Origin of the sequence: Microvirga sp. M2 (genome assembly GCF_047497095.1) — a bacterium.
GTDB lineage: Bacteria > Pseudomonadota > Alphaproteobacteria > Rhizobiales > Beijerinckiaceae > Microvirga.
The window spans coordinates 1,100,867-1,114,831 of the sequence record NZ_CP134063.1 but is presented as its reverse complement, the minus strand read 5'-3'; the positions used below and the strand labels follow the sequence as shown (position 1 = coordinate 1,114,831).

General features: G+C 65.1%; 11 protein-coding genes. All 11 read left to right on the top strand.

Annotation, left to right across the window (positions count from 1 at the left end; all coding sequences use genetic code 11):
• The first annotated feature begins 88 nt into the window (after positions 1-88).
• The 11 genes from RE429_RS05205 to upp all read left to right on the top strand — a co-directional run bounded on the left by RE429_RS05205 (position 89) and on the right by upp (position 13,815).
• A complete protein-coding gene (locus tag RE429_RS05205) occupies positions 89-1,945 on the top strand; it encodes an extracellular solute-binding protein (RefSeq protein ID WP_414473280.1) in 1,857 nt (618 codons plus the stop codon).
• The gene (locus tag RE429_RS05200) at positions 1,942-3,807 is read left to right on the top strand and encodes an extracellular solute-binding protein (RefSeq protein ID WP_414473279.1); all 1,866 of its coding nucleotides are present in this window, start codon (positions 1,942-1,944) and stop codon (positions 3,805-3,807) included. The genes RE429_RS05205 and RE429_RS05200 overlap by 4 nt, the downstream gene beginning before the upstream one ends.
• A gap of 15 nt (positions 3,808-3,822) precedes the next feature.
• Positions 3,823-4,215, top strand: coding sequence for a DUF4260 domain-containing protein (locus RE429_RS05195; RefSeq protein ID WP_414473278.1), 393 nt, complete (start codon positions 3,823-3,825; stop codon positions 4,213-4,215).
• Positions 4,215-5,324, top strand: a complete 1,110-nt coding sequence (locus tag RE429_RS05190; protein WP_414473277.1) for a microcin C ABC transporter permease YejB — start codon at positions 4,215-4,217, stop codon at positions 5,322-5,324. The genes RE429_RS05195 and RE429_RS05190 overlap by 1 nt, the downstream gene beginning before the upstream one ends.
• 1 nt (position 5,325) lies before the next feature.
• The gene (locus RE429_RS05185; protein WP_414473276.1) at positions 5,326-6,489 is read left to right on the top strand and encodes an ABC transporter permease; all 1,164 of its coding nucleotides are present in this window, start codon (positions 5,326-5,328) and stop codon (positions 6,487-6,489) included.
• Positions 6,486-8,114 (top strand): ABC transporter ATP-binding protein, encoded by a 1,629-nt coding sequence (locus RE429_RS05180; protein WP_414473275.1) that lies wholly within the window; start codon positions 6,486-6,488, stop codon positions 8,112-8,114. The genes RE429_RS05185 and RE429_RS05180 overlap by 4 nt, the downstream gene beginning before the upstream one ends.
• A gap of 12 nt (positions 8,115-8,126) precedes the next feature.
• Positions 8,127-9,140 (top strand): cation diffusion facilitator family transporter, encoded by a 1,014-nt coding sequence (locus tag RE429_RS05175; protein WP_414474129.1) that lies wholly within the window; start codon positions 8,127-8,129, stop codon positions 9,138-9,140.
• Between the two features lie 44 nt (positions 9,141-9,184).
• Positions 9,185-10,405, top strand: a complete 1,221-nt coding sequence (locus RE429_RS05170) for a phosphopentomutase (protein ID WP_414473274.1) — start codon at positions 9,185-9,187, stop codon at positions 10,403-10,405.
• Positions 10,406-10,546: 141 nt separating this feature from the next.
• Positions 10,547-11,809, top strand: a complete 1,263-nt coding sequence (locus RE429_RS05165; RefSeq protein WP_414473273.1) for a GTP cyclohydrolase II — start codon at positions 10,547-10,549, stop codon at positions 11,807-11,809.
• 87 nt (positions 11,810-11,896) lie between these two features.
• Positions 11,897-13,150: a URC4/urg3 family protein gene (locus RE429_RS05160; protein ID WP_414473272.1), complete on the top strand. Its 1,254-nt coding sequence runs from the start codon at positions 11,897-11,899 to the stop codon at positions 13,148-13,150.
• A gap of 29 nt (positions 13,151-13,179) precedes the next feature.
• Positions 13,180-13,815 carry a uracil phosphoribosyltransferase gene (upp, locus tag RE429_RS05155; protein WP_414474128.1) on the top strand — a complete coding sequence of 212 codons (636 nt, stop codon included), beginning with the start codon at positions 13,180-13,182 and terminating at the stop codon, positions 13,813-13,815.
• Positions 13,816-13,965: the final 150 nt, after the last annotated feature.

Below are 13,965 nucleotides of genomic sequence, written 5' to 3'. Positions count from 1 at the left end.
TTGTTTTATCCCTCCTCCCTTGCGCTCGCCCCGGTCCGCCCAAAAATGTAACCTGCCGCCAGACGCCCCGCCCATCAGGAGACGCTTCGTGATCCGTACCCTTCTGCTCAGCCTCCTGGCCGCCTGCCTTGGCCTCAGCCCTCTCGCAGCCCAGGAGGCCCACCAGGAAGCCCGGTGGCGGCATGGCGCGGCCCTCCTCGGGGAGCCCAAATACCAGCCCGGCTTCCCGCATTTCGATTATGTGAACCCGGACGCCCCCAAGGGCGGACTGGTCCGGCTCGGGGCGCAGGGCACCTTCGACAGCTTCAACATCGTGGTCGCAGGCGTGAAGGGATCGCCCGAACAGGGCCTCGGCCTGATCTACGAGACGCTGACCACGTCATCCCTCGACGAGCCGAGCGCCTCCTACGGCCTGCTCGCGGAAACGTTCTCCTATCCGGAGGATTATTCCTCCGTCACGTTCCGGCTGCGTCCGGAGGCCAGGTGGCACGACGGGCAGCCCGTCACGGCCGACGACGTGATCTTCTCCTTCGAGGCCTTCAAGGCGAACAGCCCGACCTATGCCTTCTATTACGCCAACGTGACGAAGGCCGAGAAGACGGGCGAGCGCGACGTGACGTTCACCTTCAACGAAAAGGGCAACCGGGAGCTGCCCCAGATCATGGGCCAGCTGATCGTGCTGCCCAAGCACTGGTGGGAGGGCAACGGCCCGGACGGGCGCAGGCGCGACATCACGCAGACGACGCTGGAGGCGCCGCTGGGCTCGGGCCCTTATCGCCTCAAGAGCTTCGACGCGGGCCGCAACGCCGCCTACGAGCGCGTCAAGGATTACTGGGGCCAGGCGGTCAACGTGAATGTCGGTCAGAACAATTTCGACGAGATCCGCTACGAATATTATCGCGACGCGACGGTGCTGCTCGAGGCCTTCAAGGCGGACCGGATCGATTTCCGCACGGAGAACAGCGCCCGCAACTGGGCGACGGGCTACGATTTCCCGGCGCGGCGCGAGGGCCGCGTCGTTCTCGAGGAATTCCCCTTTCGCGCCACCGGGATCATGCAGGCCTTCGTGCTGAACCTGCGCCGCGACAAGTTCAAGGACGAGCGCGTGCGGCGCGCCTTCAACCTCGCGTTTCCGTTCGAGGAGCTCAACAAGGCCGTCTTCTACGGGCTCTATGAACGCGTGAACAGCTACTTCTACGGCCTCGAGCTCGCCTCCTCCGGCCTGCCCGAGGGCAAGGAGCTGGAGATTCTCGAATCGCTGCGCGACAAGGTTCCGCCCGAGGTGTTCACGACGCCCTACAAGAATCCGATCAACGACACGCCGGAAAGCATCCGCGGCAACCTGCGCGAAGCGGACCGCCTGCTGCGCGAAGCCGGCTGGGAGGTGAAGAACGGCCGGAGGGTCAATGCGAGCGGCGAACCCCTGAGCGTCGAGCTTCTCAGCAGCAGCCCCAACGACGAGCGCGTCTTCCTGCCCTACAAGTCGGTGCTCGAGCGGCTCGGCATCGTCGTTTCGGTCCGCACGGTCGATGACGTGCAGTATACCAACCGCACCCGCTCCTTCGACTTCGACATCACCACGGCGGTCTGGCCGCAATCGCTTTCGCCGGGCAACGAACAGCGGGAGTTCTGGGGATCTCAGGCGGCCCGGCGCGAAGGCTCGCGCAACCTCGCGGGCATTTCGGATCCGGCGGTCGACGTCCTGATCGACAGGATCATCTACGCCAAGGATCGCGCTGAGCTCGTGGCCGCCACGAAGGCCCTCGACCGCGTTCTGCTCGCGCATCATTACGTGGTTCCGCAATGGACGTCGCTGAAGCAGCGCACGGCCCGCTGGGATCGCTACAGCCACCCGGAGGCCATGCCGCGCTATGGCGGCGCGGCCTTTCCGACCGTCTGGTGGCATGACGAGGCCAAGGCCGCGAAGGTGGGAGCGCCGCGATGAGAACGTTCGATCGGCGTACCCTCCTCAAGACCGGCGCCGCCGGCGCGGTGTTGAGCCTCCTCCCGAGAAGCAGCCTCGCCCAATCGCCGGAAGAGACGGAAACCTACGGTCTCTCGGCCTTCGGCGACCTGAAATATCCGCCGGACTTCCAGCATTTCGCCTATGTGAATCCCGCGGCCCCGAAGGGCGGCACGCTGGCGCTCCAGATCAAGCAGACCTCCGGCAACCAGAATTTCGACACCTTCAATACGCTCAACATCTATGTGTTGCGGGGCGACGGCGCCGCCGGCATGGGCGCCACCTTCGATACGCTGATGGCAGGATCGGGCGACGAGCCGGATGCTCTCTACGGACTGGTCGCGAGAAGCGTGCGCGTTTCCGCCGACAAGCTGACCTACCGCTTCATCCTGCGCCCCGAGGCGCGTTTTCACGACGGCTCGCGGCTCACCGCGAAGGACGCGGCGTTCTCCCTCAACATCCTGAAGGAGAAGGGCCATCCCGTCTATCGCGCCCTGCTGACCCAGATGGCTTCCGCCGAACCGGAGGCCGACGACGTGCTGCGCGTCCGGTTCACGCAAAAGCGCAGCCGGGACCTGCATCTCGTCGTCGCCGCGCTCCCGATCTTTTCGGAGCGTGACTGGCAGGGCAAGGACTTCGAGGCCTCGACCCTGGAAGCGCCGCTCGGCTCCGGACCCTACAAGGTCGGCAAGTTCGAAGTGGGACGCTTCATCGAGTTCGAGCGCGTCCCCGATTACTGGGCCAAGGACCTGCCCGTGAATGTGGGCCAGAACAATTTCGACCGCATCCGCTGGGAGTATTTCCGCGACCGGACGGTGGCCTTCGAGGCCTTCAAGAACGGAACGCTGAACTATCACGAGGAATACACGTCGCGCATCTGGTCGACCGGCTACGACTTTCCCGCCATCCGCGACGGCAAGGTGAAGAAGGAAGAGATCGAAAACGACGCGCCTTCTTCCGTCCAGGGCTGGTATTTCAACACCCGCCGCGAGGCATTCAAGGACCCGCGCATCCGCGAGGCCATCGGACTCGTCTTCGACTTCGAGTGGACGAACGCCAACATCATGTTCGGCCTTTACAAGCGCACCACGTCGTATTTCGAGAACAGCGACATGAAGGCCGCGGGTCCGCCGCCTCCCGAGGAGCTTGCCCTTCTGGAGCCTTTCCGCGGCGGGCTCCCGGCTTCCGTGTTCGGCGAACCGCCCGTGCCGCCGGTCTCCGACGGATCGGGCCAGGACAGAAAACTGCTGCGCCGCGCCGACGAGTTGCTGCGCGAGGCCGGCTGCAAGCGCGAGGGCGGCGCGCTGAAGCTGCCGAACGGGCAGCCGTTCCGAATCGAGTTCCTCGATTTCCAGGCCGCGCTCCAGCCGCATACGCAACCCTTCCAGACCAATCTCAAGCGGCTCGGAATCGATGCGTTCTCCCGCGTCGTCGATGCCGCCCAGTACCAGCGCCGCATGGAGGAGTTCGATTTCGACATGGCGAGCCGGAACCTCTCCGGCGGATCGACGCCGGGCGACGGCCTGCGGGTGGTCTACGGCTCGGAGGCGGCGAAGACGCCGGGTTCCCAGAACATCGCCGGCATCAGCGACCCGGCCGTGGACGCCCTGATCGAAACGATCGCCAACGCCAAGTCCCGGCAGGACCTCAACACCGCCTGCCGCGCCCTGGACCGGGTTCTCCGTTCGGGCCATTATTGGGTGCCCATGTGGTATCGAGCCAGTGACTGGATCGCCTATTGGGACCAGTTCTCCCGCCCCGAACAGAAGCCCCGCTTCACCTCGGGCGCTCCGGGAACCTGGTGGTACGATGCCGAAAAGGCCAAGCGGATCGGGCGAGGGTAGGGTTTGGACACGATCATGACGGCCCCGGCCGTGGCGGGCCCGCCCCGCCTACTCCTGCGTCTCGAAGGCACGGCGCTGCTCATCCTCGCCACAGGGGCGTTCTCCCGCATGGGGTTGTCCTGGTGGCTCTATGCGGTCCTGTTCTTCAGCCCGGATCTGAGCTTCGCGGGCTACCTGGCGGGTCCCAAGGTCGGAGCGGTCGTCTACAACGCGGCCCACACCCTCCTCGGGCCCGCAATCCTGCTCGGCATTGGGCTGGCGCTGAATTCCCCTATCTTTCTCGGGTTAGCCGCCATCTGGGCGGCGCATATCGGGTTTGACCGCATGCTCGGATACGGATTGAAATACGCCACCGCTTTCAGCGACACCCATCTCGGCCGTATCGGCCGCAACCGTGCAGGCGCTTGATGCTGGCCTATATCGCACGCCGCATCCTTCTCATGATCCCGACCATTCTCGGGATCATGCTCATCTCCTTCGTGCTCGTGCAATTCGCGCCCGGCGGCCCCGTCGAGCGCATCATCGCGCAGCTGCAGGGACAGGACACGGGCGCGACCTCGCGCATTTCGGGGGGTGGCGGAGATTTCTCGGGCGGGAGCCGGAGCCCCGGCGGCGGAGGTGAATCGTCCTCGTCCCGCTATCGCGGCGCACAGGGCCTCGACCCCCAGTTCATCAAGCAGCTCGAAGCGCAGTTCGGCTTCGACAAGCCGGCCCACGAGCGCTTTCTCAAGATGCTGTGGGACTACGCGCGGTTCGACTTCGGCAAGAGCTATTTCCGGGACATTTCCGTGCTGGAGCTGATCAAGGAGAAATTGCCGGTTTCGGTCAGTCTCGGTCTCTGGATGACGCTTCTGTCCTATGCCATCTCGATTCCGCTCGGCATCAGGAAAGCGGTGCATGACGGCTCGTCCTTCGACATCTGGACGTCGGCGGTCGTCATCGTCGGCTATGCGATTCCGGGCTTCCTGTTCGCGATCCTGCTCATCGTCCTGTTCGCGGGCGGATCGTTCTGGCAGATCTTCCCCTTACGCGGCCTGACCTCGGAGAACTTCGCCTTCCTGCCGTGGTACATGCAGATCGCCGATTACTTCTGGCATCTGGTGCTGCCGATCACCGCCATGGCGCTGGGCGCCTTCGCCACCTCGACCCTGCTGACGAAGAACTCCTTCCTCGACGAGATCCGCAAGCAATACGTGCTCACCGCGCGCATGAAGGGCTTGTCCGAGCGGCAGGTTCTCTACGGCCACGTGTTCCGCAACGCCATGCTGATCGTGATCGCCGGCTTTCCGGGGGCCTTCATCAGCGCCTTCTTCGCGGGCTCGCTCCTCATCGAGACGATCTTTTCCCTCGACGGTTTGGGCCTGCTCTCCTTCGAATCCATCGTGAACCGCGACTACCCGGTGGTGTTCGCCAATCTCTACATCTTCTCCCTCATGGGCCTGGTGGTGAACCTGCTGTCCGATCTCACCTATACCTGGATCGATCCGCGGATCGATTTCGAGACCAGGGAGGCGTGAGATGAACGAGAACGTCCCCGTCGTCTCCCCAGCCGCAGCGCCGGTCGCGCCGCCGCTGCCGAAGGAAGACTTCATCAAGCTCTCGCCGCTCAACCGCCGCCGCCTGTCGAACTTCAAGGCGAACCGTCGCGGCTATTGGTCGTTCTGGATCTTCACCGTCCTGTTCGTGCTCAGCCTGTTCGCGGAGCTCATCGCCAACGACAAGCCGATCCTCGCCTCCTATAAGGGCGAGCTGCTCTATCCGGCCTTCGTCGACTACCCCGAAGAGAAATTCGGCGGCTTCCTGGCACAGACCGATTATCGCGATCCGGTCATCGCGAAGGAGATCCAGGACAACGGATGGATGCTCTGGGCGCCGATCCACTTCTCGTACAACACCCATAATCTCGACCTTCCCGTTCCCGCTCCGGCGCCGCCGACCTGGATGCTCACCGACGAACAATGCCGCCCCATCGCGGAACGCACCGGCGGCACGGGCTGCAAGGACATCGAGTGGAACTGGCTCGGGACGGACGACCAGGGCCGCGACGTGGTGGCGCGCCTCATCTACGGCTTTCGCATCTCCGTGCTGTTCGGCCTGATCCTCGCGGGCATCTCGTCCGTCATCGGCATCTTCGCCGGCGCCGTGCAGGGTTATTACGGCGGATGGATCGATCTCATCGCCCAGCGTTTCATCGAGATCTGGACCGCCATTCCCTCGCTTTATCTGCTCATCATCATTTCGGCGATCATCACGCCGAGCTTCTTCGTGCTGCTCGGCATCCTGCTGCTCTTTTCCTGGGTATCCCTGGTGGGCGTCGTGCGGGCGGAATTCCTGCGGGCGCGAAACTTCGAATATGTGCGCGCCGCACGCGCGCTTGGGCTCTCGAACGCCACCATCATGTTCAAGCACCTCCTGCCCAACGCCATGGTCGCGACGCTCACCTTCCTGCCGTTCATCATCAACGGCTCGATCACGACGCTGACCTCGCTCGATTTCCTCGGTTTCGGCCTGCCGCCCGGCTCGCCGTCGCTCGGCGAGCTCCTGGCCCAGGGCAAGGCCAATCTCCAGGCTCCATGGCTCGGCCTCGCGGGCTTCTTCGTGATCGCCCTCATGCTCAGCCTTCTCATCTTCATCGGCGAAGCGGTGCGTGACGCCTTCGACCCGAGAAAGACATTCCGATGACAGAGCCCCTCCTCTCCGTCAAAGATCTCTCCGTCGCGTTCCGCCAGGGCGAGCGCGACATGCTGGCGGTGGACCGCGTCTCCTTCGACATCCTGCCCGGCGAGACCGTGGCGCTGGTGGGCGAGTCGGGATCGGGCAAGTCGGTCTCGGCCCTCTCGGTGCTCAAGCTCCTGCCCTACCCTTCCGCCCATCATCCGTCGGGCCGCATCCTGTTCAAGGGCAAGGACCTGATCGCCTTGAACGAGGACGAGATGCGCCGCGTGCGCGGCGACGATATCACCATGGTGTTCCAGGAGCCGATGACGTCGCTCAATCCGCTCCACACCATCGACCGGCAGATCGGCGAAATCCTCAAGCTCCATCGCGGCCTCTCCGACAAGGAGGCCCTCACCCGAACGCTGGAGCTGCTCGAGCTTGTCGGCATCCGCGATGCTGAGAGCCGCCTCAAATCCTATCCGCATCAGCTCTCCGGCGGACAACGGCAACGCGTGATGATCGCCATGGCGCTGGCGAACGAGCCCGACCTCTTCATCGCCGACGAACCGACGACGGCGCTCGACGTGACGGTGCAGGCGCAGATCCTGAAGCTCCTGGCCGAGCTGAAGAACAAGCTCGGCATGTCCATGCTGTTCATCACCCACGATCTCGGCATCGTGCGCAAGATCGCCGACCGCGTCTGCGTGATGCTCAACGGCAAGATCGTGGAGCACGGCACGACAGCGGAGGTCTTCGACAACCCGCAGCACGCTTATACGCAGCGCCTTCTCGCAGCCGAGCCGAAGGGCCGCGCCAATCCTCTGCCTGCCGGTGCCCCCACGGTGGTCGAGGCGGGCCCCATCAAGGTGTGGTTCCCGATCAGGCGCGGCTTCTTCCGGAAGACCGTCGGTCACGTGAAGGCCGTCGACGGCGTATCCGTCCGCGTGCGGCGGGGCGAAACGGTCGGCGTCGTGGGCGAGTCGGGTTCGGGAAAGACGACGCTTGGCTTGGCGATCCTGCGCCTCGTCCAGTCGCAAGGCCCCATCGTGTTCCTCGGGAACCGCATCGACGGCCTGCGTTCCCGGGAGATCCGTCCCATGCGCAAGGATCTTCAGGTCGTGTTCCAGGATCCCTACGGTTCTCTGTCGCCGCGCATGTCCGTCGCCGAGATCGTGGAGGAAGGGCTTCTGGTGCAGGACAAGAACCTGAACTATCGCCAGCGCCGCGACGTGGTGGCGAAGGCACTGCACGACGTGGGGCTCGACCCCGCGACGATGGACCGCTACCCGCATGAGTTCTCCGGCGGCCAGCGCCAGCGCATCGCGATCGCCCGGGCGATGGCGCTGGAGCCGCAATTCATCATGCTCGACGAGCCGACCTCCGCTCTCGACATGTCCGTTCAGGCGCAGATCGTCGAGCTTCTGCGCGATCTTCAGAAGCACCGCGACCTGGCCTATATGTTCATCAGCCACGATCTGAAGGTGGTGCGGGCTCTCGCGAACCATGTGATCGTGATGCAGAACGGCAAGGTGGTCGAGGAGGGCTCCGCCGAGAGCATCTTCGCCGCACCTCGGACAGCGTACACGCGAGCCCTGTTCGCAGCAGCCTTCAACCTCGAGACGGTCGGAGCCGACGCCGTCCGGCAATGACGCATGAAGCCCATGCAGGCGCATCATCACTCGTCAGGTCATTCCCATCACGGGCATCACCATGCCCGCGCCCGTGACGCGACTCACGGCCGTGCCTTTCTGATCGGGATTACGCTCAATCTCGCCTTCGTGGCCATCGAGGCAGGCTACGGGTTTTTTGCGGGCTCCATGGCGCTTCTGTCGGATGCGGGCCACAACCTGAGCGACGTGCTGGGACTCGGCATCGCCTGGGGGGCGGCGGCCCTGGCCAGGCGCGAGCCCAACGAGCGCTATACGTACGGCCTGCGCGCAAGCTCCATTCTGGCGGCCCTCCTCAACGCGCTTCTCCTGATGGTCGCCGTCGGCGGAATCGTGTGGGAATCCATCCAGCGCCTGATCGAGCCCGCGCCCGTGATGGCCGGCACCATGATGGTCGTGGCGGGCATCGGCATTCTCGTAAACGGCTTTACCGCCTTTCTCTTCATAGGCGGACACCATGACCTCAACATTCGCGGGGCGTTCCTGCACATGGTGGCCGACGCCGTCGTATCCCTCGGCGTCGTGCTCGGCGGCCTCGCCATTCTCTGGACGGGCGCAACCTGGATCGACCCGGTTCTGAGCCTCGTCATCTCGGCCGTGATCGTCTGGGGAACCTGGGACCTGCTGCGCCAGTCGCTCAGGCTCTCGCTTCATGGCGTGCCGAGCGGAATATCCGTGTCGCGCGTGCGGGAATTCCTGGCGGGACGCCCGGGCGTCTCGCGCGTCCATCATCTCCACATCTGGGCCATCAGCACGACGCAAACGGCGCTGACCGCTCATCTCGTCATGCCGGACGGCCACCCTGGCGATCGTTTTCTCGCCGGGACGCAGCACGAGCTGAGGGAGCGGTTCGGGATCGGGCATGCGACCCTGCAGATCGAGATCCATCTCCCCGGCGCCCACGATCACGGGCGCGAATGTCCCCTCGACCGTCACGAGGTGCATGATCAGGGGCATGGTCCTGGGGGACACCCCCATGGAACCGGGGCATCGCGTCGCTCGCCGTAATGCCGTATCATCTTTGATTCGAACCGCTTGAAGGACCAGGATTCATGGCGCGCGCTCTCCTCATCGTTCTCGACTCCGTGGGCATCGGCGGAGCGGAAGATGCGAAGACCTATGGCGATGTCGGCGCCGACACCGTCGGTCACATCGCCGAGGCCTGCGCGCAGGGGCGGGGCGACCGGCCGGGCCTGCGTCAAGGACCGCTCGATCTTCCTCACATGAGCGCCCTCGGCTTGGGGTTGGCCTGCGAGGCCTCCACGGGCCGCATGCCGCCGAACCTTGCGCCGCGCGGCGCTCTCACGGGAGTCTGGGGCTACGGCGTCGAGACCTCCAGGGGCAAGGATACGCCTTCGGGCCACTGGGAGATCGCGGGCGTTCCCGTCGCCTTCGATTGGGGCTATTTCCCGAATACGGTTCCGGCTTTTCCGGAGACGCTGACGACGGCGCTGATCGAGCGCGGCCGCCTTCCCGGCATTCTCGGCAACAAGCACGCATCCGGCACGGCGATCATCGAAGAATTCGCCGTCGAGCATCTGCGCACCGGAAAGCCGATCTGCTACACATCGGTGGACAGCGTGCTGCAGATCGCGGCGCACGAAGAGTTCTTCGGCCTGCAGCGTCTTTACGATCTCTGCGGGATCTGCCGCGAGCTCTGTGACGAATACAGGATCGGGCGCGTGATCGCGAGGCCCTTCCAGGGCACTCCCGAAACCGGCTTCACACGCACGGGAAACCGCAAGGATTTCGCGACGCCCCCACCCTCCGATACCCTTCTCGATGCGCTGGCGAGGGCGGGACGCCCGATGGTGAGCGTCGGCAAGATCGGCGACATCTTCGCGCATCGCGGCACCGGCCAGGAGGTCAAGCCGAACGGCAACGACGCCTGTCTGTCGGCGGCGATCGAGGCCATGAGGACCCTCCCGGAGGGCGGCTTCGTCTTCGCCAATCTCGTGGATTTCGACAGCGAATTCGGCCATCGCCGCGACATCCCGGGCTATGCGGCGGCGCTCGAGGCCTTCGACAGGCGGGTGCCGGAGATCGAAGCCGCGTTGAGGCACGGCGATCTCGTCATCGTCACGGCCGACCACGGGAACGACCCGTCCTGGCCCGGCACGGACCATACCCGCGAGCATGTGCCGATCCTCTGCTTCGGACCCGGGGTGAAGCCGGGCCGTATCGGGCGGCGGGACAGCTTCGCCGATATCGGAGCGAGCATCCTGACCCATCTGGGCCTTGGGCCCGCGAGAAAGGGACAATCCTGGATTTGACCGCCGTCATTCCGGGGCGTCGCACCCTTCTCTTAAGCCGTTGACGGCAACGCAACTTTGGCTCAGTCTGCCAAGGATCGTAAGGAGACTTTCCTGACGATCGTTGGGGGAGTCTTCCCGTTCACGCGTGGAAGATCATTCATGAGCACGCCTAACCGCTCGACCCATATCAGGCTCACGTCCCACCCCGAGCCGAATGCAGGCACCATCAAGCATCCGATCAAATGGGGCGCCAAGGACCCGACGGCGCGCGGCCCGATCATCGGCACCGTCACCAGTCCCGGCGACCGGAACGTAATCGGCGCGCATGGCGGCTCCTATTCGCTCTACCGGGCCCTGGCGATCTCGGCGCGTGCGCTCAATCCGCTGTCGCGGCCCGATCTCCACAACACCCATCCCACCGCCGAGATCGGCCCGCACCCGCAATGGTTCGAGCCGGGCCGGATCGTGTCGCTCGACCCCTGGGGCCATCTGGTCGGCCAGGCTTTCGCGGACGACATCGCGGGCGGCCTCGACGTCCGTCCCTCCATCGCGGTCACGAAGGCGCGCCTCAACATGCCGGAAATCCGCTCGGCCATGGGGGCGAAGCGCCTGAAGGCGGACGGCGGCTTCCTGCACGAATCCGGCGATATCTCGGTCACGAAGATCGCGGTCGATCCCGTCTGGCATCTGCCCGGCATCGCGGAGCGCTTCGGCTGTTCGGAAGGCGAATTGCGCCGCACCCTGTTCGAGCAGACCGGCGGCATGTTCCCCGAGCTCGTGACGCGCCCGGATATGAGCATATTCCTGCCGCCCATCGGCAACACGACCCTTTACGTCGTCGGCGACGTCGCACGCCTGAGCGACGAGAGAACCCGCATCGCGTGCCGCGTGCACGACGAGTGCAACGGCTCGGACGTCTTCGGCTCCGACATCTGCACGTGCAGGCCCTATCTCGTGCACGGCATCGAGGAATGCGTGAAGGAGGCTCAGAACGGCGGGGTCGGCGTGATCGCCTATAACCGCAAGGAGGGCCGTGCGCTGGGCGAGGTCACCAAGTTCCTCGTCTACAACGCGCGCAAGCGCCAGGAAGGCGGCGACTCGGCCGCCACCTATTTCGAACGCACGGAATGCGTGGCGGGCGTGCAGGACGCGCGCTTCCAGCAGCTCATGCCCGATGTGCTCCACTGGCTCGGCATCCGCCGCATCGACCGGCTCATGTCCATGTCGAACATGAAGTACGACGCCATTACGGAATCGGGCATCGAGGTGGGCGAACGGGTGCCGATCCTGCCGGAACTGGTGCCGCCGGATGCCCAGGTGGAGATCGAGGCCAAGAAGGCCGCCGGCTATTACACCCCGGACGGAGCCCCCGATGCGGCGGAACTCGACAGGGTGAAGGGCCGCGACCTCGAGCGCTTTTAACCTTCTCCACAACCGGCCGGGCTCGAGGGTGCTGGCCTCCCGAAGACTGTGCTATCGCTTCTCCCCCAGAGAGCATCGGAGCCCCGCGTGACGGACCAGTCGAATCCCTCCCCCGAGACCCAAGCCGCCCGCAAGCTCCTGACGGCCGCGGCGGTGCGCGAACGGGCGCACCAATTGCTCGATGCGGGACTTGCGGGCCGCCTTCGGCATTTCACCGTGGACCCGACCCGCCTAGAGGCCTGCGCCGACGAGGTAGCGACGACGATCCGCGAGGCCTATCCCTCGCTCGACATTCCCTTCCATGCGCGCTGGCGGCACTTCACGGCCGGCGGCCATGACCGCCTGGAGGCCGTGATGGCGGGCGCCCCATGGACCGAGGCCGCCGAGATGGCCCGCTCGGCCTTCGATCTCGCCATCGTGTCCGTGCTGCTCGACGCGGGCGCGGGGCCGCAATGGCGCTACCAGGAAGGCCGTACGGGCGACACTTACGCCCGCTCCGAGGGCCTGGCCGTGGCGAGCTTCGACATGTTCGTGAGCGGGGCCTTTTCGAGCCGGCCGGAGGATCCGTTCCGGGTCGACGCGGACGTGCTGATGGCGCTGACGGCGGATGATCTCGCGGCCGGCTTCCAGGTGTCGGCGGACAACCCGCTCGTCGGGCTGGAGGGCCGCGCCACCCTTCTCAACCGTCTCGGGCGCGTGGTGGCCACCAACCCCGACATTTTCGGGCAGGTCGACGATCCCCGCCCCGGCGGGCTCTTCGACGTGATTGCGGCGGGCGCCGAGGACGAGGCCGTCCGGGCGACGTCGATCCTGGATGCGCTTCTGACCTATCTCGGGCCGATCTGGCCGGGGCGGATCAGCCTGGGCGGGATCGATCTCGGCGATACCTGGCGCCATCCGCTGGTCGAGGCGCCCGACGCCACGAAGGAGCTCATTCCCTTCCACAAGCTCTCCCAATGGCTCTCCTATTCGCTGATCGAACCGCTGGAATGGGCCGGATACGCCGTCACGGAGATCGACGGGCTCACGGGCCTGCCGGAATATCGCAACGGCGGCCTTTTTCTCGATACGGGCGTGATCGCGCTGAAGAATCCTGAAGACGCGCGGCATGCGCATACGGTGGATTCAACCCTCGTGGTCGAGTGGCGGGCCTTGACGGTTGCCCTTTTGGACCGCATTGCCGATCCGGTTCGCGCCCGGCTCGGGCTTTCCGCCGAGACCTTCCCTCTCGCGAAGGTGCTCGAAGGCGGCACCTGGGCCACGGGGCGCAGATTGGCCAAGGAGAAGCGCGGCGACGGCTCGCCGCCTCTCAGCGTAATCAGTGACGGAACGGTGTTTTGATGAATCAGCCTATGACGACCCAGGGAGGAATGAGGATGGAAGGCGTGACGGTGGTCGATCATCCGCTGGTTCAGCACAAGCTTACCCTGATGCGGGACAAGCAGCGCTCGACGAAGGGCTTCCGCCAGCTCCTCAACGAGATCGGCATGCTTCTCTGCTACGAGGTGACCCGCGACCTGCCCATGGAGCGCATCGAGATCGACACGCCGCTCACCAAGATGGAAGGCGCGCAGATCGCCGGCAAGAAGCTCGTCTTCGCCCCCATCCTGCGTGCGGGCGTCGGCTTCCTCGACGGCATGCTCACCCTCGTGCCCGCCGCACGCGTGGCGCATATCGGCCTCTATCGCGATCCGGAATCGCTCCAGGCGGTGGAATATTATTTCAAGGCCCCGTCCGATCTCGGCGACCGCATGGTGCTGGTGCTCGATCCGATGCTCGCCACCGCCAATTCGGCCGTCGCCGCCATCGAGCGCCTCAAGGAGCGCGGAGCGAAGGACATCCGCTTCGTTTGTCTTCTGGCGGCGCCCGAAGGCATCGAGCGGCTGCGCAGCGCCCATCCGGACGTGCATATCTGGACCGCCTCCATCGACGAGCGCCTCAACGACCACGGCTATATCGTGCCCGGCCTCGGCGATGCCGGCGACCGCATGTATGGAACGCGCTGAAGCCTCGTCCGGTTAGAGCATCGAACGCAAAAGTGGGCACCGGTTTTGCGTGAAAAGATGCTCAAGTAAAGAGAACATCGAACGCAAAAGCGGGAACCGATTTTGCGTGAAAAGATGCTCGAGAACAGAGACTGACGGCATCGGATTCGG